General features: G+C 63.0%; 19 protein-coding genes. 16 read left to right on the forward strand and 3 right to left on the reverse strand.

Annotated features, from left to right (window positions below; translation table 11 throughout):
- Nucleotides 1-7: 7 nt before the first annotated feature.
- Nucleotides 8-907, reverse strand: a complete 900-nt coding sequence (locus V1277_RS05295; protein WP_334373903.1) for a carbohydrate ABC transporter permease — start codon at nt 905-907, stop codon at nt 8-10.
- On the reverse strand, nt 904-2,268 hold the full coding sequence (locus V1277_RS05300; RefSeq protein WP_334415289.1) for an ABC transporter substrate-binding protein: 1,365 nt from the start codon (nt 2,266-2,268) through the stop codon (nt 904-906). The genes V1277_RS05295 and V1277_RS05300 overlap by 4 nt, the downstream gene beginning before the upstream one ends.
- Before the next feature lie 155 nt (nt 2,269-2,423).
- Here V1277_RS05300 and V1277_RS05305 point away from each other — a divergent pair, with 155 nt between their 5' ends.
- From V1277_RS05305 to V1277_RS05355, 11 genes are all read left to right on the forward strand, one after another.
- Entirely contained in the window at nt 2,424-3,182 is a 759-nt protein-coding gene (locus tag V1277_RS05305) for a FadR/GntR family transcriptional regulator (RefSeq protein ID WP_334415290.1), read from the forward strand.
- An 80-nt stretch (nt 3,183-3,262) separates the two neighbouring features.
- The gene (locus V1277_RS05310) at nt 3,263-4,336 is read left to right on the forward strand and encodes an LLM class flavin-dependent oxidoreductase (protein ID WP_334415291.1); all 1,074 of its coding nucleotides are present in this window, start codon (nt 3,263-3,265) and stop codon (nt 4,334-4,336) included.
- Between the two features lie 84 nt (nt 4,337-4,420).
- Entirely contained in the window at nt 4,421-5,398 is a 978-nt protein-coding gene (locus V1277_RS05315) for an NADPH:quinone oxidoreductase family protein (protein WP_334415292.1), read from the forward strand.
- 29 nt (nt 5,399-5,427) lie between these two features.
- Nucleotides 5,428-6,009 (forward strand): DUF2889 domain-containing protein, encoded by a 582-nt coding sequence (locus V1277_RS05320; RefSeq protein ID WP_334415293.1) that lies wholly within the window; start codon nt 5,428-5,430, stop codon nt 6,007-6,009.
- Nucleotides 6,010-6,314: 305 nt separating this feature from the next.
- Nucleotides 6,315-6,623, forward strand: coding sequence for a helix-turn-helix domain-containing protein (locus V1277_RS05325; RefSeq protein ID WP_334411329.1), 309 nt, complete (start codon nt 6,315-6,317; stop codon nt 6,621-6,623).
- A complete protein-coding gene (gene hyfB, locus V1277_RS05330) occupies nt 6,623-8,638 on the forward strand; it encodes a hydrogenase 4 subunit B (protein ID WP_334415294.1) in 2,016 nt (671 codons plus the stop codon). Before V1277_RS05325 ends, hyfB begins: the two co-directional genes overlap by 1 nt.
- Nucleotides 8,629-9,585 carry a respiratory chain complex I subunit 1 family protein gene (locus tag V1277_RS05335; protein ID WP_334415295.1) on the forward strand — a complete coding sequence of 319 codons (957 nt, stop codon included), beginning with the start codon at nt 8,629-8,631 and terminating at the stop codon, nt 9,583-9,585. Before hyfB ends, V1277_RS05335 begins: the two co-directional genes overlap by 10 nt.
- A 5-nt stretch (nt 9,586-9,590) precedes the next feature.
- Nucleotides 9,591-10,253 carry a hydrogenase-4 component E gene (locus V1277_RS05340; protein ID WP_334420288.1) on the forward strand — a complete coding sequence of 221 codons (663 nt, stop codon included), beginning with the start codon at nt 9,591-9,593 and terminating at the stop codon, nt 10,251-10,253.
- Nucleotides 10,250-11,701 (forward strand): hydrogenase 4 subunit F, encoded by a 1,452-nt coding sequence (locus tag V1277_RS05345; protein WP_334415296.1) that lies wholly within the window; start codon nt 10,250-10,252, stop codon nt 11,699-11,701. The genes V1277_RS05340 and V1277_RS05345 overlap by 4 nt, the downstream gene beginning before the upstream one ends.
- A 14-nt stretch (nt 11,702-11,715) precedes the next feature.
- Nucleotides 11,716-13,227, forward strand: coding sequence for a hydrogenase large subunit (locus V1277_RS05350; RefSeq protein WP_334415297.1), 1,512 nt, complete (start codon nt 11,716-11,718; stop codon nt 13,225-13,227).
- A gap of 12 nt (nt 13,228-13,239) precedes the next feature.
- On the forward strand, nt 13,240-13,773 hold the full coding sequence (locus V1277_RS05355; protein WP_334415298.1) for an NADH-quinone oxidoreductase subunit B family protein: 534 nt from the start codon (nt 13,240-13,242) through the stop codon (nt 13,771-13,773).
- A gap of 6 nt (nt 13,774-13,779) precedes the next feature.
- On the opposite strand, the gene V1277_RS05360 is transcribed toward V1277_RS05355, so the two are convergent.
- Nucleotides 13,780-14,094 (reverse strand): helix-turn-helix domain-containing protein, encoded by a 315-nt coding sequence (locus V1277_RS05360; protein ID WP_065748838.1) that lies wholly within the window; start codon nt 14,092-14,094, stop codon nt 13,780-13,782.
- A gap of 181 nt (nt 14,095-14,275) precedes the next feature.
- Between V1277_RS05360 and V1277_RS05365 the strand changes: the two genes are divergently transcribed.
- The 5 genes from V1277_RS05365 to V1277_RS05385 all read left to right on the forward strand — a co-directional run bounded on the left by V1277_RS05365 (nt 14,276) and on the right by V1277_RS05385 (nt 19,215).
- On the forward strand, nt 14,276-15,022 hold the full coding sequence (locus tag V1277_RS05365; protein ID WP_334415299.1) for a class I SAM-dependent methyltransferase: 747 nt from the start codon (nt 14,276-14,278) through the stop codon (nt 15,020-15,022).
- Between the two features lie 199 nt (nt 15,023-15,221).
- The gene (locus tag V1277_RS05370; protein WP_334415300.1) at nt 15,222-15,476 is read left to right on the forward strand and encodes a hypothetical protein; all 255 of its coding nucleotides are present in this window, start codon (nt 15,222-15,224) and stop codon (nt 15,474-15,476) included.
- Nucleotides 15,477-15,827: 351 nt separating this feature from the next.
- Complete coding sequence (locus V1277_RS05375) at nt 15,828-16,766, forward strand: ABC transporter permease (protein ID WP_065748841.1); 939 nt, start codon at nt 15,828-15,830, stop codon at nt 16,764-16,766.
- Nucleotides 16,763-17,650, forward strand: a complete 888-nt coding sequence (locus V1277_RS05380; protein WP_334415301.1) for an ABC transporter permease — start codon at nt 16,763-16,765, stop codon at nt 17,648-17,650. Before V1277_RS05375 ends, V1277_RS05380 begins: the two co-directional genes overlap by 4 nt.
- Nucleotides 17,647-19,215, forward strand: a complete 1,569-nt coding sequence (locus V1277_RS05385) for an ABC transporter substrate-binding protein (RefSeq protein ID WP_334415302.1) — start codon at nt 17,647-17,649, stop codon at nt 19,213-19,215. Before V1277_RS05380 ends, V1277_RS05385 begins: the two co-directional genes overlap by 4 nt.
- Nucleotides 19,216-19,226: the final 11 nt, after the last annotated feature.

Consider the following 19,226-nt stretch of genomic DNA (forward strand, 5'->3'; position numbering starts at 1 on the left):
CCCCCACTCATGCCATGGCCTCGCGGCGGCGGCCCATCCACACCACACCGAGGCTGACCGCGACGACGAGCAGCAGCATCACGATCGTGACCGAACTGGAATAGCCGATTTCGTTGAAGTCGAATGCGAGCAGATAGGCATAGTAGTTGGTCACCTCGGTGACGCTGCCCGGCCCGCCGCCGGTCAAGAGGAACACCAGCGGGAATGCCTTGACGCTGTCGATCAGGCGAAACATGCCCGAGATGACCAGGATCGGCGTGATGAAGGGCAGCGTGATGTAGAAGAATATCTGCAGCCGGTTGGCGCCGTCGACCAGGGCGGCTTCGGAAAACTCCTCCGGAATGGTCTGCAGCGCCGCCAATACCATCAGGAAGGTGAAGGGCATCCATTCCCAGGTGTCGGCGATGATGATCGCGGTCAGCGCGAAATCGACGCTCGAGGTCAGCGACGGCATGGTCACGTTAAGCAGGCTTGCGGCGTAGTAGAGCGGGCTGATGTCGGGCGTGTAAATCAGCTTCCAGATGATCGCCACGACGATCGGCGGCAGCACCATCGGAATCAGGAACAGGGTGCGGGCGAATTCCACGACGCGCGACTGCGTGTGCAGCAATAGCGCCAACAGCATGCCGAGCAAGACCTGCAACAGCACGCCCCAGAACGACAGCTTGGCCTGCACCCATAGCGAATTGACGAAGCGCGGGTCGCCCGGTAGCAGGCGATAGTTCCGCAAGGGCGAGCTGAAATCTGTCGACGAGCCGGGATTGACCAGTTGGAACGGCGTCAGGCTGGTCACGACAAGATAGATCGCAGGCAAGCCTGCGATCACGAACAACACGATCAGGCTCGGCGCCAGCGCGATGCGATTGAAGCGGCGGCGCTCGGCGTCGACCAGTCCTTCTCCGCTCAAAGCGCCGTCCCGGCGCGGCGGAGATTGGCGACCGCCTGCTCCTGCGCTGCGTTCATCGCAGCCTGGGCTGCGAGCTGCCCCGTCGCCACCTGTTCGAACGCCTTGTTGAGGACATCGCCAACGATCGGGAACTCCTTCACCGTGCGATAGGCCATGTAGTTCTCGCCCTTGGCCGGCAGTCCCAGCACTTCGAGATAGAGCGCGCCGAGGTCCTGGCCGTTGATCGTGTTCAGCTTGCGGTATTCCTCACTCTCGATCACGGATCTGCGGCAGACCGAGGAATGGCCGTGCTCCTTGACGAGCCGCATCGAGATTTCGGGGCTGAGCGCCCACTTGATGAATTCCCACGCCGCTTTCTTGTTCTTGGCGTTCTTGGGAATGCCGAGACCCTGGCTGTTGGCGGCCGGGTAGTCGTGCACAGGCCCGGCGGGCATCCTGACGACGCGTGATGTGTCTTTCACCTTGCTGTCGTTCGAGAGCAGGATCGGCGTAATCCAGGCGCTGGAATGAATGAAGATGTTGGAGCGGCCCGTCATGTGGGATTGCCGCGCCTGATCCTCGGTGTAGGTGAGTACGCCCTTCGGCGCGTAGTTCTTCAGAAGATTCGCGTAATATTCAACGGCCCGAATCGCTTCCGGTGAATTCAGCGTCGGCATGATGTCGGCAGGCGGCTTGCGGAAGATGTTGCCGCCAAAGCCCTGGATATAGGGCGGCAGGCACCAGTGATGGAGCTGGAAGCTGACGATGCCGTTGACGTTGTCGGTGCCGTTGATCTCGGCGCAGACCTGCTGCAATTCGGCAAAGGTCCTGGGAATCTTGAGTCCCTTTTTCTCCATCAGATCCATGCGCGACAGGCCCATCACCATGGCCCCGCCTTCCCAGGAATAGCCGTAGGTGGCGCCCTTGGCGTCGCGGTACGGTACCTGCGCGCCCTCGACGAAATCCTTCGGATTCCATTCCGCCGCCGTCAGATTTGGATCAGTGGTGAATTCGTCGAGATTGGCGAGCAAGCCGGCCGCCACCCAGCGCGCGGCCAGGATGAAGGTGACGTTGACGAAATCGAACGCCGAGCCGCCCGACGACAATTCGAGATTGGCCTGCTGGTTGTAGACCGGAAACGCCGAGAGCTGCAGATCGACCTTCATGCCGGTCTGCGCCTCGAACTCCGGAATGTAGTTCTGCAGCAGCGTGAAAAAGCGGTGCTGAAAGGACGCGCCGCGCAGCGTGACGCCGGCAAACGGTTTTGTTTGTGCAATGGCCGGCAGCGGAAATGCGACCGCGCCGAGGGTGGCGGCGCCGGCCTGAAGCAGCGTTCGGCGGCTGAAGCCCGCGGATGTATGGCTCGAATTCTTCTTGGTCATGGCAGCCTCCCTGACGGTCTTTTTGGATAATATGACCGACATAAAATGTGCTGTCAAAAGGATGCTTCTCTCAGAAGTACTATTTTTATGGTATCAATTGACATCGCATCGCAATAAAGCAGACAATATTATTTCAAGGCTTGAGGGTCCACGATTTGCCCAGGGACGTCGAACTCCGTCAGTCCAACACCCACGTCGCGCGGGAAATCGCCAAGCTCATCGTCTCCGGCACGTGGCAGGAGGGAAGCACGCTGCCGCGCGAGATCGAGCTCGCGTCGCAATTCAGCGTCAGCCGCACCTCGATCCGGGAATCGCTGTCCATCCTCAAGGCAAAGGGCTTGATTGCGGCGCGCCAGAAGGCCGGCACTCATGTGCGCGAGCGGATCAACTGGAACATGCTGGATGCAGAGCTTCTGGAATGGACATGGGCGCTGCGCCCGACGGAAGAGTTCGCCCGCCAGCTCACGCAGGTGCGCCGGATCGTCGAACCTGAGGCTTGCGCGATCTGCGCCGAGCGCGGCTCGGACGCCGACCTCGCCCGGATCGAACGGGCCTACCGAGAGATGGACGCCGCGGGGATGGACAGCCGCGCCTATTCCGAGCCTGATCTGCGCTTCCATCGCGGCATCCTGACGGCGACCGGCAATGACTTTCTGGTCGCCTTCGGCGCCACCGTCGAGGCGGCGCTGCGGATGTCGTTCGATCTCTCGACGCTGAACCCGGGCGCGCCGCGCAAGAGCCTGCCCTATCACCGCGCCATCCTCGACGAGATCTGGGCGCGCAATCCCGACGGCGCGCGGCGCGCGATGCATCGCCTGATGGACCTGACCGAGCGCAACATTACCTCGGCCTTATCACGCCGGCATGGCGAAGCGCTGGCGGCAGCGGATGCCAGCCGTGAACACGACGCGTAACGGAGCGGTCCTAAACCCTTGCTTTCCCTTGGCCTTGCGCGTTTCATTCCAGTCAAACGTCAGCGACCGGGGAAGCGCCCATGCCCGCAAGAATCATCGGAATGATCGGCACCCAGCAGGAGGGCGTCGCGGTTCACCTGATCAAGGGACAAATATCGCGGCAATGGGTGGTCGATTTCACCCGGCTGCATGAGCAGTGGAACTATGATTCCGTTCTTGTCGGATATTATGCCTCCGCCGCCGAAGGATTTGCGATTGCGCTCTATGCGGCCGACCACACCGAGCGGATCAAGTTCCTGATCGCGCACCGGCCGGGTTCGGTGGCCCCCGCGCTGGCCGCGCGGCAGGTCGCAACCTTCGACCAGCTCACGCAGGGCCGAATGGCGCTGCATATCATCGCCGGCACCAGCGACGCGGATCAGGCGAGCGAAGGCGACTTCCTCCCCAAGAATGACCGCTATCGCCGCGCCGGCGAATATCTGGAGGTGATGCAAAAACTCTGGACCAGCGACAGCCCGATCGACCACAAGGGCGAATTCTACCGCGTCGAAGGCGGTTTCTCCGACATCAAGCCCTACCAGCAGCCCTTCCCTCCGCTGTTCTTCGGCGGCTCGTCGGAGGGCGCGCTGGAGATGGGCGCCAAACATTGCGACGTGTTCGCAATTTTCGGCGAGCCGCTGAAGGAAACGCGGGAACGGGTGCAGGATTTCCGCCGTCGCGCCGCCGCCTTTGGGCGCAGCGTCGGCTTCAACATGTCGCTGCGGCCGATCATGGCGGACAGCGAAGGCGCGGCGTGGGACAAGGCGAACGCCCTGCTGGCGGATGTCGAGCACAAGACCGGTGCCGCGCCGCAGCCGACCAATCATTCCGCCGAACGCCTGCTCGGCTACGCCGCGCGCGGCGACGTCCATGACGAGCGGCTATGGATGGGGATCGCCCGCGCCACCGGCGCGCCCGGCAATACATCATGCCTGGTCGGAACACCCGAGCAGATCGCGGCAGCCGTGCTGGAATATTACCGGCTCGGCATTCATTCCTTCCTGCTGCGCGGTTTCGAGAATCCGCACGACACGATGGCGATCGGGCGCGACTTGATTCCACTCATCAAGCAAGGCGCGCTGGCGATCGACCGGCAGGCCGAAGCTGCCGAATAGAGTTCACCTCAAGTATCTGCAGGCGCCTCAAGACACCGGCGCAAGGTCTTGGGATATGAAGAGAAAACGCATGAAAGAATTTGCATGAAGGCGGTCGTTGTCGAGAACTACAATTCGATCGACGGTATCTCGATCAAGGAGATCGATACGCCTGGCCTCGCCGCTGGCGAAGTCCGTGTCAGGGTCGGCGCCGCGGCAGTCGGCTTCGTCGATGGCTTGAAGGTGCAGGGCCTTTATCAGACGAAGGACCCGCTGCCGTTCGTGCCGGGAACGGAGTTTGCCGGAACGGTCGATGCCGTCGCCGACAATATCGGCGCGTTCAAGCCGGGCACGCCGGTGATCGGCATGGCCCGTTCCGGCGCGCTCGCCGAATATATCTCGGTGCCGTCTGCGGCGCTCCAGCACCTGCCGCCGCAAGTTCCGTTCGAGGCTGGGGCGTCGTTTCAGGCCAACTACCTGACCGGGCTTTACGCGCTGGATGCCCGCGCGTCGCTGCGCGAAGGCGAAATATTGCTGGTGCTGGGCGCGGCCGGTGGCGTCGGCATCGCAGCCGTCCAGATTGGGAAGCTGATGGGCGCGCGGGTGATTGCCGCGGCCTCAACGCCGGAAAAGCGCGACTTCGCGGTTCGTCACGGCGCCGATCAGACCATCGACTACACCCAGGCGGATTGGCGGGAGACGCTGAAGGAATTGACCGGCGGACATGGCCCGGATGTCATTTTCGATCCCGTCGGCGGCGAAGTATCGCTGCAGGCGTTTCGCTCGATCGCCTGGCGCGGGCGGCACCTCGTCGTCGGATTCGCCTCCGGCACCATTCCAGCGCTGGCGTTCAACCTGCCGCTGCTGAAAGGTGGCGCGCTGCTCGGCGTCGACCTCGCCCAGATCCAGAAGCGCGAGCCGGAAACGCACGCCCGCCTGATGGCGCAATTGTTCGACTGGCTGGCATCGGGAAAATTGCTGCCCGTGGTCGGCAAGATCGTGCCGTTCGAGAATTTCCGCGAGGCGTTCAAGACCATGCAGTCACGATCGGCGCTCGGCAAGATGATCGTGAAATTCGGCTGAAGCGACGCATCGAAGCAGGATACGGACTGATGTCTCTGGAAAACGGCAAGCTATCGCGCCGCCTGATGCACACGCGATCGGTCGAATGCGAAGGCTTCCTGCGGGATGACGGGCTCTGGGAAGTCGAGGCGTGGCTGCGGGATACAAAGCCTTTCACCCAGCGTGCCGATCGTTTCCGCGGCGAACTGAAGCCGGGCGATCCCGTCCACGATATCGGCCTGCGGCTGGCGATCGACGACGGCATGACCATTCGCGAGGCGGAGGCGATGATGCACGCCACGCCCTACCCGACCTGCATCGAGGTCGAGCCGATCTTGCGGCGCCTGGTCGGCGAGCGGATTGGCCCGGGCTGGCGCGAGACGGTGCGACGCAAGATCGGCCGGATCGAGACCTGCACGCATCTTGCCGAATTGCTCGGCCCCGCCGTGACCACGCTGTATCAGACCATGTCCTATGGCAGAAATCCGGAAGGCCGCGATACGCTGGAGAACCAGCAGAACTCCGGCCAGCGTCCGTTCTTCATCGGCGGCTGCCATTCCTGGCGCACCGACGGCCCCGTCGTCGCGGCGATGTTTCCGCAGTTCGCGACCAAGCCGGTGGCGCAGGATTGAAGACGCGTAATTAGTCTCCGTGTCCCGGACGCGGCGCAGCGCGTAGCGCTGCTCCGCAGAGCCGGGACCCAGCGCACCGAGCATGGACCCCGGATCAGCAGCGCACCACGCCGCCAAGAAGCGGCGTGCTGCGCAGCATCCGGGGAACGCCACGTGCATCGGGCCAGAAGCCAGCACGCTTCGTCCTCAAACGCACCCCTCAGAATAGATATCTGAGATATCACTTGTTGACATTTGAACATCAATACTTAGGATGCAGGAATGACGTCCATAATTGGCCCGAGCCTTGCCGGCGAGGCAGACTGATGATCACTGCAGCTCAATTGCGGGCTGCCAGGGTGCTTCTCGGCATCGATCAGCGTCGGCTCGCGGCACTATCGGGGCTTTCGGTGCCGACCATCCAGCGCATGGAAGCAAGTGAGACCATGGTCCGGGGCAATGTCGATTCGCTGGTGAAGCTGATCACCGCGCTCGAGGGCGCCGGCATAGAATTGATCGATGCCGGGGCGAGCAGCGCCGACGGCGGACGCGGCGTGCGGCTGAAGGCCGATTACGGATCTTCCAACGCGCGACCGGAAAACAAGGCATCCAGCGGAGCGAGGTCGCGCAAATAATGTCGGCCGTCGCTCTGCAAATGATCTGTGTTGCCGGGTTGCTTGGGCTGGCCGTGCTGGCGATCGCGCTGAGCCGCTCGAAGACCGTCACGGCCGTCATCTACGGCGCGACACTGGCGGTATCCGCGATTGCACTGATCGGCGCGTTGCGCAGCCTGCTCGGCGGCCCCACGGACGCCACCACCCTCACCTTGCCGGTGGGCTTGCCGTGGCTTGGGGCGCATTTCCGTCTCGACGCATTGGCGTCGTTCTTCCTCATCGTCGTCAATCTGGGCGGGGCATCGGCAAGTCTCTACGGCCTCGGTTACGGCCATCATGATCCCGCGCCGCATCGCGTACTGCCGTTCTTTCCCGCCTTTCTGGCCGGCATGAATCTCGTGGTGCTGGCCGACGACGCATTTTCCTATCTGCTGTGCTGGGAATTCATGTCGCTGGCGTCCTGGGCGCTGGTGATGGCGCACCATCGCGAACCGGGCAACGCGAAAGCCGGCTACATCTATCTCGTGATGGCGAGTTTCGGCACGCTCGCCTTGCTGCTGGCCTTCGGCCTGCTGGCAGGGCCTGCCGGAGACTATGGATTTGCGGCCATACGCGCCGCGCAGCACGCGCCATACTCAGCGACGCTGGTGCTGATCCTGATGCTGCTCGGCGCCGGTTCGAAGGCCGGCCTGGTGCCGCTGCATGTCTGGCTGCCGCTCGCCCATCCCGCGGCCCCGAGCCATGTTTCGGCGCTGATGAGCGGCGTCATGACCAAGGTCGCGATCTACGGCTTCATTCGCGTCATGTTCGATCTGCTGGGACAGCCGACATGGCCGGTCAGCGCGGTCGTGCTGTTCCTCGGCAGCATCACCGCCGTCATGGGCATTCTTTACGCCATGATGGAAAAGGATCTGAAGCGCCTCCTGGCCTACAGCACCATCGAAAATATCGGCATCGTCTTCGTCAGCCTCGGGCTGGCGATGGCGTTCCAGGCCAATGGCATGAAGCTCGCCGCCGCGCTCGCCTTCACGGCTGCCCTGTTTCACGTGCTCAATCACTCCTTCTTCAAGAGCCTGCTGTTCTTCGGCGCCGGCGCCGTGCTGACTGCGACGGGCGAGCGCGACATGGACAAACTGGGCGGCCTCATTCACCGCATGCCGCTCACGAGCTTCGTCGTTCTCGTCGGCTGCGTTGCGATCTCGGCGCTTCCGCCGTTCAACGGCTTCGTGTCCGAATGGCTGATCTTCCAGGCGGTGTTGCAAAGCCCGGAGCTGCCGCAATGGGCGCTGAAGATCATGGTGCCGGCGGTCGGCGCGATGCTCGCGCTGGCGGCGGCGCTGGCGGCCGCCTGTTTCGTCAAGGCTTATGGCGTGACCTTTCTCGGTCGCCCCCGCGGCACAGCGGCAGAGACCGCCCGTGAAGTCGACCGCTTCTCGCTCGCGGCCATGTTCATCCTCGCCGTGCTTTGTCTATTGGCCGGAATCCTGCCGGGACTGGCAATCGACGCCCTTGCGCCGGTCGCCACCCAAATTGTCGGCAGCCGCATGCCGGCGCAGGCCAGCCAACCCTGGCTTTCGATCGTGCCGATCGCGGAGGGCCGCAGTTCATACAATGGATTGCTGGTGATGGTGTTCATCACGGCAACCGCGTCGTTGGCGGTCTATTTCATTCACCGCTTCGCCTCGCGCGCGCTGCGACGGGGGCCGGCCTGGGGATGCGGTTTCTCCGACGCGGCACCCGCCGCGCAATATTCAGGCGTCAGCTTTGCGCAACCGATCCGCCGGGTGTTCGGCACGCTGGTCTTCCACGCCCGCGATCACGTCACAATGCCGCCGCCGGGAGATATCGGGCCGGCGCGGCTCAGGATCGAATTGCACGACCTGGTCTGGAGCGGAATGTATGCGCCGATTGCGGATGCCGTCGGCTTCTTGTCCACGCGGCTCAACCGCCTGCAGTTCCTGACCATCCGGCGATATCTCAGCCTGGTCTTTGTCACCCTCGTCACATTGCTGCTGGTGCTCGCGATATGGTCGTGATCTCCGACATCATCGTGCAAGGTGTGCAGATGCTGCTCGTGCTGCTGCTCGCGCCGCTGTTGACCGGCTATGTGCGCAAGATCAAGGCCCGGCTGGTACGCCGCCAGGGCGCCTCCATCTTTCAGCCCTATCGCGACCTGCTCCGGCTAATGCGCAAGGAGGTGGTGCTCGCCGACAACGCATCATGGCTGTTCCGCGTCACGCCCTACATCACCTTCGCCGCGATCTGGGTGGCCGCTGCGCTGGTGCCGACCTTCGCGACCGGACTGTTGTTCAACTGGACAGCCGATCTGATTGCCATCGTTGCGCTATTGGGAAGCGCGCGCTTCTTCCTCGCACTCGCCGGAATGGACGTCGGCACCAGTTTTGGCGGCATCGGATCCAGCCGCGAAGTCATGATCGCCGCGCTTGCCGAGCCCGCGATGCTGCTGATCGTGTTTTGCCTGGCGCTCGTCGCCGGCTCGACCCAGCTTTCGACGGTCGCGCATTTCCTGGCGTCGTCCTACGTGGGCTTGCGGGTGTCGCTCGGCATGGCGCTGGTCGCACTGTTCATGGTGGCGATCGCGGAGAACGCCCGCATTCCGGTCGACAATCCGGCGACGCACCTCGAACTCACCATGGTGCACGAGGCGATGATCCTGGAATATTCGGGGCGCCATCTGGCGATGATCGAGCTCGGCGCGTTCCTCAAACTGCTGCTCTATGTCTCGCTGATCGCCTGCGTGTTTTTCCCCTGGCAGATCGCGCTGTACGGCAGCGGAGCGCTGTCCTACACGATCGGCGCCGGCGCCTACATCGTCAAGCTCGCGCTGGCCGGCTTCCTGCTCGCGCTGTTCGAGACCGCGACCGCAAAGATGCGGGTGTTTCGTGTTCCGCAGTTCCTCGGCGCGGCGCTCATGCTGGGCTTGCTCGGCACCCTGCTACTGTTCGTCTCGAGGAGTTTCTGATGCAGATGCAGAGCCTCGCCTTCGACGTTTCGCACACGCTGGCCGGCGGACTGGTGCTGATCAGCCTGATGATGCTGTATCAGGACCGTCTTTATTCGCTGCTCAACGTTTTCGCGCTCCACGCTTTGGTTCTGTCGCACTCGGTCGCCTGGCAGGCCTTCATCCAGGACGCGCCCCATCTCTACGTCACCGCGTTCATCGCCTTGGTGTTCAAGGCGATCGTCATTCCGGTGGCGCTGCACCGCATCGTCAAGCAGCTCGGAATTCACCGCGACATCGAATCCGCCGTCGGAATCGGCCCGACCATGCTGGCCGGGATGGGCCTGGTCGCGCTCTCGCTGGTTCTGATGCTGCGGGTGACGAGCGACGCCGACCCGCTGGCGCGCGAGGATCTCGCCTTCGCCCTGTCCGTGGTGCTGCTCGGGCTTCTGGTCATGGTGACGCGCCGCAACGCGGTCAGCCAGGTTGTCGGCTTCATGTCGCTCGAGAACGGGCTGGTACTGGCGGCAACCGGGGCCAAGGGAATGCCGCTGGTGGTCGAGATCAGCGTCGCCTTCTCGATCCTGATCGCGTTCATCGTGATCGGCATCTTCCTGTTCCGAATCCGTGAGCGCTTCGATTCGGTGGATGTCTCCGCGCTCGACGACTTCCGGGGCGAACGCCGATGACCTTGCCTTTCTTCGACCCGGTCACAGCGGTTCTGCTGATACCGATCTGCTCGGCGGCGCTGCTGGCCGCCCTGCCCGGCTACCGCCTGACGGCGCGGCTGAACGTCCTGGCCAGCCTCGCAACTTTCCTGTCTGCGCTCTGCCTGTTCGTGATGGAACGTTCCTCCCCCGGACCGTATGTGCTGATCGACGACCTGAACATCGTCTTCATCGTGCTCAATACGTTCGTCGGATTCACCACCAGCATCTTCAGCGCGAGCTATATCGCGCATGAACTCGAAACCGGACGGCTGACGCCGACGTACCTGCGTTTCTACCACGCCATGTATCAGACCATGATGTTCGGCATGAATCTGGCGTTCGTTTCGAACAATATCGGCCTGATGTGGGTGGCGGTTGAACTCGCGACGCTCACGACGGTGCTGATGGTCGGCATCTACCGTACCCATGCGGCGCTCGAAGCCGCCTGGAAATATTTCATCCTCGGCAGCGTTGGAATTGCGCTCGCTTTGTTCGGCACCATCCTGGTCTATATGGCGGCGCGCCCGGTCATGGGCGAAGGTCAGGACGGCATGGTCTGGACGCTGCTGGTCGAGCGCGCCGCGAACTTCGACGCGGCCCTGCTCAACGTCGCGTTCGTGTTCCTGTTTCTCGGCTACGGCACCAAGGTCGGCCTCGCACCGCTCCATGCCTGGTTGCCCGACGCGCACGCCGAGGGTCCGACGCCGATATCGGCCGTGTTGTCGGGCCTGCTCCTGAACGTCGCGCTCTACGCGCTGCTGCGCTTCAAGATATTGCTCGCGGCCAACCCGGCGTCGATCGCGCCCGGTCCGCTGATGGTGACGATGGGCCTGGTCTCGCTGATCTTCGCGGCGTTCATGCTATACCGGCGGCGCGATATCAAACGCCTGTTCGCCTACTCCTCGATCGAACACATGGGCATCATCGTGTTTGCATTCGGCATGGGCGGCCCGCTCGCCAATTTCGCCGGGCTTCTGCACATGGTGATGCATAGCCTGACCAAGTCGGCGATCTTCTATGCAGTCGGACACATTTCGCAAATCAAGGGCACGCAACGGATATCGCGGATCCGCGGCCTTACGGCGACTCACCCAGCGCTCGGCTGGGGGCTGGTAGTGGGCGTCGTCGCAATCGCGGGACTGCCGCCGCTCGGCATCTTCATGAGCGAATTCCTGGTCGTGAGCTCGACCTTTGCAAGGCAGCCATTGCTTGCGATCGTACTGGTGTTCGGGCTGCTATTGGCCTTCGGCGCCCTGACGTTGCGCCTGACCAGCGTCGCCTTCGGCGAGCCGCGCGGCAGCACGGCGCCTGCCGACGCATCCTACATTCCGATGTTCGCGCATCTCGCACTGGTATTGGGCGCAGGGATTTATCTTCCCGCCCCGCTGGTGGTCTGGTTCCAGCACGTGGCCCAACTCCTTGGATAGAGGACAGGACTGACATGCCATCGCTGATCGATCTGTCGCTGGAAGGCCGCAAGGTCGGGCAACACAGCCCGTGGCGGCGCGTCGTGGTCGATGCTTCGATCTGGACGTTCGCGGCGAGCGAACTGGCGCATGGACGCTGGAGCCTGCTCGGCCTGTGGGGCGATCCCGCAACGGTTCACATGGCGATCATGGATGGGCAGGCCGCTGACATCGCGGTCATCAGCCTGGATTGCCCCAATCGTCGCTTTCCTTCCGTAGGCCGGCATCACCCGCCGGCCCAGCGGTTGGAGCGCACCATCCACGATCTGTTCGGATTGTCCGCCGAGGAATCATCGGATGCACGGCCCTGGCTCGATCATAATCGCTGGGGCGTGCGCTTCCCGTTGGGCGATCGCATCGACGCGCTGCCGAAGGCGGCGCCCTATCGCTTTCTCGCCGCGGAAGGCGACGGCCTGCACCAGATTCCGGTCGGCCCGGTGCATGCCGGGATCATCGAGCCCGGACATTTCCGCTTTACTGCCAGCGGCGAGACCGTGGTCCGGCTGGAGCAACGGCTGGGATATGTCCACAAAGGTATCGACGGCCTGATGACCGGCGCGAGCCTCGAACGCGGCGTTCGGCTCGCCGGCCGCGCCTCGGGCGACAGCACCGTCGCCTATGCCTACGCATTTTCGCGCGCCGCCGAAGCCGCACTTGATCTCAAGGTGCCGGAGCGCGCCGTGTTCCTGCGGGCGCTGCTCGCAGAACTCGAGCGGCTCGCCAACCATCTCGGTGACATCGGCGCGATCTGCAACGACGCTTCCTTTGCGCTGATGCATGCGCATTGCGGCGTGTTGCGCGAGAGTGTACTGCGTGCAGCCGGCGCGGCCTTCGGCCATCGCCTGATGCGCGACGTCATCGTGCCCGGCGGCGTGGCCCGCGACATCGGCAAGGACGGGATGGAAGCCATCCAGGCCGCGCTGGACAATATCCGCCTGCGCTTTCCCGCGCTGGTCGAACTCTACGACAACACCGCTTCGCTGCAGGATCGCACCGTCGATACAGGCACGCTGAAAGCTTCGCTGGCGAGCCAATATGGAGCCGGCGGCTATGTCGGCCGCGCCTCGGGCCGGTCGTTCGATGCGCGCCGCGCGCTGGCCTATCCGCCGTATGACAGTCTGCACTTCGACGTTCCTGTCCTGAACGAAGGCGACGTCAATGCCCGTGTCTGGATCAGGATCCGCGAAGTCGAGCAAAGCCTTTCGCTGATCGACCAGATACTGAGCCGGCTTTCCAAGGGACCGATACGCACGGAAGTCCCGCTTGGAGGAGAGGTACGCGAGGGCATGGCGATCGTGGAGGGATTCCGCGGCGACATTCTGGTCTGGCTGCGCTTGCGCAATGGCCTGATCGAGCGATGTCACATGCGCGACCCCTCATGGTGTCAATGGCCGCTGCTGGAAGCCGTGATCGAGAACAACATCGTCGCGGACTTTCCGCTCTGCAACAAGTCGTTCAACTGCTCCTATTCGGGCCACGATCTGTAAGGACGTTACGCGATGCGCAAGCTGCTCTTCGAAAGCGTGTTTCGCCAGCCGCTCACCGAGCCGGCGCCATCGGCGGCCGATGCCGCGGTAGCGGAACTTGCGACCGCCGTTGGCCAGACGGCGCGGCGGCGGCTCGGCCGGAGCCTTTCGATACGCGAGGTCGATGCCGGATCCTGCAACGGATGCGAGTTGGAAATTCATGCGCTCAACAACGCCTATTACGACGTCGAGCGGTTCGGCCTGCGGTTCGTCGCCTCGCCGCGTCATGCGGACCTCCTGATGGTGACGGGACCGGTGACGAAGAACATGCGCGAGGCGCTGGAGCGCACCTATCACGCGACGCCGAACCCAAAATGGGTCGTCGCGGTCGGAGATTGCGCGCGGGACGGCGGATGTTTTGCCGGCAGCTATGCGGTCGTCGGCGGCGTTTCCGAAGTCGTCCCGGTCGACCTGCACATTCCGGGCTGCCCGCCCACCCCGGTCGCAATGCTGCGCGGTCTTCTTGCACTGCTGGAACAGGCGGGCGCGAACGCCGTGACGTCGTGAGGAAAGCTATCGAACCCGCTCCAGTACCTTCTTGGGTTGGCGCACGGTCTTGACCTTCATCTTCGGATTTGTGACATGTTCGCGAAGGCGCACGCCCCGCCCCCCGGTCGCGCTCGCGGCGCCCGGATTGATCAACTCGATCCCGGCGCTCTCAAGCGCGGAAACCAGTTTCATGAGGGAATCGACATTGGCGCGGATGACGCCATCGCTGGCTTCCATGCGTTGGATGGTCGGCACGGAAAGATCCGCGAGATCGGCCATCTGCCGCTGATCTATGTTCAGGAGTGCGCGCGCGGCCCTGAGTTGATTGGCGGTAATCATGGGGCGGTTCTCCGATTCCGGATAAATACGGATATACCGTCTAAATTACTGGCTCAAGCATCAATTCAGAGGTGCAGTACATCATACACGCCGACGAACATTCACCCCGCGTGATTGGCATCGGGCATCTTACATGATAAGCGATGTTTCATACATCCTATTTGATGCATGGTGATGTCAGGTGCGGTTGCTGGGGCGTTATCGGGGCAGGAACGGCGCGATCGAGATCGTCGAATGCACCGCGGATGGAACACTGATCTATTTCGAGGAAGGCATCAGGCAGAGTCAGGCCACGCCCGACGGCGAGAGCGTTTTCAGCTATGTCAGGCTCATGGACGAGCTCTTGCATCGCGCGACGAACATTCTCGTCCTGGGATGCGGCGGCGGGAATCTCGCGACCAGGCTGGCGCGTCTCGGAAAAGAGCTGACGATCGTCGACAACAATCCGATCAGCTTCGTGATCGCCCAGCGATATTTTGGGCTGCCGGACGGATTGCCGCTGATCGCATCCGATTTCCGGAAGTTCATTCTCGACGACGATCTGCTTTACGACGGGATCGCCATCGATGTCGGAGGTCCGGATTTTCGCTTTGACGATGAATTCGACGTCGAAACCTGCGATTCCATCCGCGCGCGGCTTGCGCCCGGCGGCCGCATCGTGATGAACGTGTTGGTCGCGAACGACATCGACCCGGTACCCGATCGTATCGCGGCGCGGCTCGCCGGCGACCGGCTGGCAGCCTGGATCATCGACGAACAGGGCGTCCAGGATCGAAATGCGATCATCGCGTGCGTGCCGGAAAAGCGATTGAACGCGCATCCGGCGCTCGCCGAGGCGATGCAAAACAGCCTCGAGCGGTGGTCAATCCGGCGAGGCAGATTGCGCGCTCGCGACCTCGGCGCGATGTATTCCGCCGCTGACAGGTAGGCGCGCGCCGTCGCCCCTTGGCATCCCTCCGGTAGCTTTCGCGTGACGCGCATCCAGCGGCTGCAGCCAGACCCCATGCTGGCATCCCAAGGAGCGGGTTAAATTAAATCGTCGTCATGGCCCAGCGAGCGGCTGGCCGACGTCCGCGCCTGAGAGTATAAGCTAGCGCCTAGATGCCGGTACGACGGGGAGTGCCAAGATGAGCAATTACCGCGTCTCCTTCTACAAAGATCTCTTGAATTCCGACGGTCACAGCTTCAAGTGCCTCCAGCGCTGGGTCGATGTACAGTCCGACGATCCCTCTCAGGCGAAGGTGCTTGCGGGGCGGCTGGTCGACAACGACCGCCTGAACGCCGATTGCATCGAGGTAATGCACCTGATGGACGGCTCTCATGAGTTCCAACGTTCATCGGGCCGCGCGTCCAGCAAGCACATCGGGAACGTCGTGCAGTAGATCGCGGTGCGAATCCTTTGCGCGTGTGACCGCCATTCATTCACCACTGGACGCATTCACACTGATTTCGCTCATCGTCGAGATGGGCGCAGTGCCAAGCACGGCCGGCGCGTCAGCGAAAATCCCGTGACACGGATTTTTCGCATTGCAAGAAGTCGTCGCGTCGACGCAAAAGGACGCAGCCCGAAACGAATTGTCAGATTGAGCGTGACGCTGCGTCGGACGCATGCCACTATTCCCCGATAATCAAATGCCGCACACGTCGGACGAAGTGCGGCTGCCAAGGGAGAGACAATAGCGTCGGCGTGGGCGCGTGAATTCCTTTTGGCCCAACCCGTCCGTTGGCGTCGCATGGGGCAACAGATTGTCCATCGTCTGCTGATTTCGTTCCCCGCTCTGCTCGGGGTTCTCTTTCTCTGCTTTTGCCTGTTGCAGGTCGTTCCGGCAGATCCCGCGATGATCATTGCCGGGCCCGATGCCAAGGCTGAGACCATCGCCGCAATCCGTCAGGAACTCGGTCTCGACAGATCGATCCCCGTTCAGTTCTTCGAATACATCCTGCGTGTGCTGCGCGGAGATCTCGGCCGCTCCATCATTTCCAACCGAATGGTGAGCGAAGAACTGGCAATGACGATCGGGCCGACGATCGAGCTGATGCTGGGTGCGATGCTGATCGCAGTGCCGGCCGGGCTCGCGCTCGGGACGCTGGCGGCAGTCCATCGCGGCCGCCTCACCGATCGCATTATCATGGCCTGCTCGGTCGCCGGCGTGTCGATGCCGGTGTTCTTCATCGGCCTGATCCTGATCCAGTTCGTTGGATTCAAATGGGCGCTGTTGCCCTTCACCGGTCGTACCGGCCCGGTATGGGACGGCGGATTGCCGAGCCTGATCCTGCCCGCTCTGACGCTCGGCGCGGTGCTGATCGGCCCGATCGCGCGGCTGACGCGCACCGCCGTGCTCGAAGTGCTCGGCGCCGATTTCGTCCGCACGGCGCGCGCCAAGGGATTGCGTGAGCGGGTGGTGATCATTCATCACGCGCTCCGCAACGCCATGATCCCCGTCGTCACGCTGATCGGGCTGCAAGCGGCGTTCCTGCTCGGCGGCGCCGTGGTCACGGAAACCATGTTCTCATGGCCCGGCGTCGGCCGGCTTGCCGTCGGCGCCATCGTCTCCAGCGATTTTCCGACGGCGCAGGGCGCGATCATGATCCTCGCCGTCGCCTTCCTGACGATCAACCTCTTGGTCGATGTGCTCTACGTCTATCTCGATCCCAGGGTGCAGCGCAGATGAGCGTCGAGGCCCTCGAACAAGGCTTTGTCCAGGAGCGCGAAACCGGCGTATTCGCCCGAGCCGGGGTGTTGCGCCGGCTGGCGCGCGACCGCGTCGCTGCACTCGCCGGGCTGGCGCTCACGGCTATCGTGCTGGCGGCGCTGTTTGCGCCCTGGATCGCGCCCTACGATCCCTACTTCACCGACCTCACCAAGGTGATGCTGCCTCCCGACGCCGCGCACTGGTTCGGCACCGACAATACCGGGCGCGACATTTTCAGCCGAGTCCTTTACGGCACGCGCAACACGCTGATGCTCGGGCTGGTCGGCGTGATCGTCGGCGGCTTCATCGGCGGCGTTCTCGGCATCCTCGCCGCCTACTACCGGCGGCTGGACGGCTGGATCATGCGGCTGGTCGACGTGATGCTCGCCTTCCCTGCGATCCTGATCGGACTTGCGGTGGCCGCGATCTTCGGCGCCGGGCTGACCGCCGTGGTGATCGCGCTCGTGGTTGCCACGGTACCCGATGTCGCCCGCGTTGCACGCGGCGCGGCGATCGGCGTGATGGGCCAGGAATTCATGGAGGCCGGCCGCGCCGTCGGCGTCTCCGACGGTGAATTGATCTGGCGCTATCTGACGCTGAACTGCATTTCGACGATCTTCGTGTTTCTTACCTTGCGCTTCGGCCAGATTATCCTGATCGGCGCCGCGCTCGGCTTCCTCGGCATGGGCGCGCAGCCGCCGACCGCCGAGCTCGGCATGATGGCAGCGCAGGGCCGCGACTTCCTGTTCATGGCGCCGCATATCGCGACGATCCCGAGCTGTGCCATCTTCGTGATCGTGCTGGCCGCCAACCTTCTGGGCGACGCATTCCGCGACGTCCTCGACCCGAGGCTGCAGACATGATCAGGTTCGCACTGGGAATGTCCTTGGCACTATGCGTCACCGGCCCGGCGACGGCCCAGACGCTCCACCTGATGAAAGGGATCGACGCGCCGCATTACGATGCGCAACGCACCACCTGGACCCCGACCTCCGACATCGTCAACATGTTCCAGGACACGCTGGTCGCGCTCGACTGGGACGGCCGCACGCCGATCCCCTATCTCGCCAAATCTTGGACGATCAGCGAGGACGGCCGGACCTATACGTTCAAGCTGCGCGACGACGTGTCGTTCTGCAGCGGCAAGAAGTTTACCGCCGAGGATGTCGTCTACAGCTTCAAGCGCCTGAAGGATCCCGCGATCAAGGCCCCTTACGCGTGGCGGGCCGGCGACATCATGGAATTGCGCGCGACCGATCCCTACACCGTCCAGTACGAGCTCAACGAGCCCTTTTCCGAGCTGCTGCTGCAGCTCACCATGTTCACCAACGTGATCCACAACAAGGAGAGCGTGGAAGCACTCGGCAAGGATTACGGCATCAAGGGCGCCGACGGCACCGGCCCCTGGTGTTTTGAGAGCTGGCAGCCGCGCACCGAAATTGTGCTCAAGCGCCATGACGTCTATCGATGGGGCCCCTCGATGTACAAGAACAAGGGGCCCGTGAAGTTCGAGAAGCTCAGCGTCAAGATCATGCCCGAGGAGTCCAGCCGCGTTGCGGCGATGATGGCCGGGCAGTTCGACATCACCAATCAATTCCCGCCGCAGTTCATCGCCCAAGCCAAGTCTGCACCGATGCTGAACGTGACGGAAGCGAAGCCGAACTTCCAATTGCTCTATTTCGGCTTCAAGACGACGCGGCCCATGGTGGAAGACCGACGGGTGCGCGAAGCGATGAGCATCGCCATCAACCGCGTCGAGATCGCCAAGGGCGTGCTGCTCGGCAACGCCGAACCGGCCTTCACCATTGTCGATCCGGACGCGCTCGATCACGACCCCACCACCAAGGCCATCGTGAAGGAGGACGTCGAGCGCGCCAAGGCGCTGCTCGATGATGCCGGCTGGAAAATCGGCAGCGATGGCGTCCGCGAGAAAGACGGCGTCAAGCTGCAACCGAAGGTCTACTACACCCAGGCCGGCAACACGCCGCGCATTGCCGAGGCGATCCAGGGCTACCTGCGCCGCATCGGCATACAGTGGCAACTTCAGCCCTGGGACTCCACGATTGCCTCCGCCAAGATGGCCGAGCAGGACTACGAAATCTGGTCGGTGACGGTGCCTTATCTGTCGGCCGGCGATCTCATGAACATCTACTTCGATTCCAGGAACATCCCGACGCCCAACCGCATGAACTGGAAGGACGCCGAGACCGATGAATGGCTGAAGCATGGCCGCTCGGCGCTGACGGACACCGACCGGGCCAAATACTACGCGCTGGTGCAGCAGAAGGTGATGCGCGAGCACCTCTGGATGCCGGTGCTCAATATCAACATGTATCAGGTGGCCAACAAGAAGATATCGGATGCGAGGCCGCACATGCTCTACCAGAACACTTTCTACAAGGGCTTGGACGTGTCGCGCCAGAAGTAACGAGGGAGAGA

This window comes from Bradyrhizobium sp. AZCC 1588 (assembly GCF_036924735.1).
Lineage (GTDB): Bacteria > Pseudomonadota > Alphaproteobacteria > Rhizobiales > Xanthobacteraceae > Bradyrhizobium.

What these genes read in the sequence shown, in the direction of transcription:
- V1277_RS05300 (WP_334415289.1), bottom strand. Translation starts at nt 2,268, where the DNA reads ATGACCAAGAAGAATTCGAGCCATACATCCGCGGGCTTCAGCCGCCGA.
- V1277_RS05310 (WP_334415291.1), top strand. Translation starts at nt 3,263, where the DNA reads ATGCCCGCAAGAATCATCGGAATGATCGGCACCCAGCAGGAGGGCGTC.
- V1277_RS05315 (WP_334415292.1), top strand. Translation starts at nt 4,421, where the DNA reads ATGAAGGCGGTCGTTGTCGAGAACTACAATTCGATCGACGGTATCTCG.
- V1277_RS05320 (WP_334415293.1), top strand. Translation starts at nt 5,428, where the DNA reads ATGTCTCTGGAAAACGGCAAGCTATCGCGCCGCCTGATGCACACGCGA.
- V1277_RS05325 (WP_334411329.1), top strand. Translation starts at nt 6,315, where the DNA reads ATGATCACTGCAGCTCAATTGCGGGCTGCCAGGGTGCTTCTCGGCATC.
- hyfB (WP_334415294.1), top strand. Translation starts at nt 6,623, where the DNA reads ATGTCGGCCGTCGCTCTGCAAATGATCTGTGTTGCCGGGTTGCTTGGG.
- V1277_RS05335 (WP_334415295.1), top strand. Translation starts at nt 8,629, where the DNA reads ATGGTCGTGATCTCCGACATCATCGTGCAAGGTGTGCAGATGCTGCTC.
- V1277_RS05340 (WP_334420288.1), top strand. Translation starts at nt 9,591, where the DNA reads ATGCAGAGCCTCGCCTTCGACGTTTCGCACACGCTGGCCGGCGGACTG.
- V1277_RS05345 (WP_334415296.1), top strand. Translation starts at nt 10,250, where the DNA reads ATGACCTTGCCTTTCTTCGACCCGGTCACAGCGGTTCTGCTGATACCG.
- V1277_RS05350 (WP_334415297.1), top strand. Translation starts at nt 11,716, where the DNA reads ATGCCATCGCTGATCGATCTGTCGCTGGAAGGCCGCAAGGTCGGGCAA.
- V1277_RS05355 (WP_334415298.1), top strand. Translation starts at nt 13,240, where the DNA reads ATGCGCAAGCTGCTCTTCGAAAGCGTGTTTCGCCAGCCGCTCACCGAG.
- V1277_RS05360 (WP_065748838.1), bottom strand. Translation starts at nt 14,094, where the DNA reads ATGATTACCGCCAATCAACTCAGGGCCGCGCGCGCACTCCTGAACATA.
- V1277_RS05370 (WP_334415300.1), top strand. Translation starts at nt 15,222, where the DNA reads ATGAGCAATTACCGCGTCTCCTTCTACAAAGATCTCTTGAATTCCGAC.
- V1277_RS05375 (WP_065748841.1), top strand. Translation starts at nt 15,828, where the DNA reads ATGGGGCAACAGATTGTCCATCGTCTGCTGATTTCGTTCCCCGCTCTG.
- V1277_RS05380 (WP_334415301.1), top strand. Translation starts at nt 16,763, where the DNA reads ATGAGCGTCGAGGCCCTCGAACAAGGCTTTGTCCAGGAGCGCGAAACC.
- V1277_RS05385 (WP_334415302.1), top strand. Translation starts at nt 17,647, where the DNA reads ATGATCAGGTTCGCACTGGGAATGTCCTTGGCACTATGCGTCACCGGC.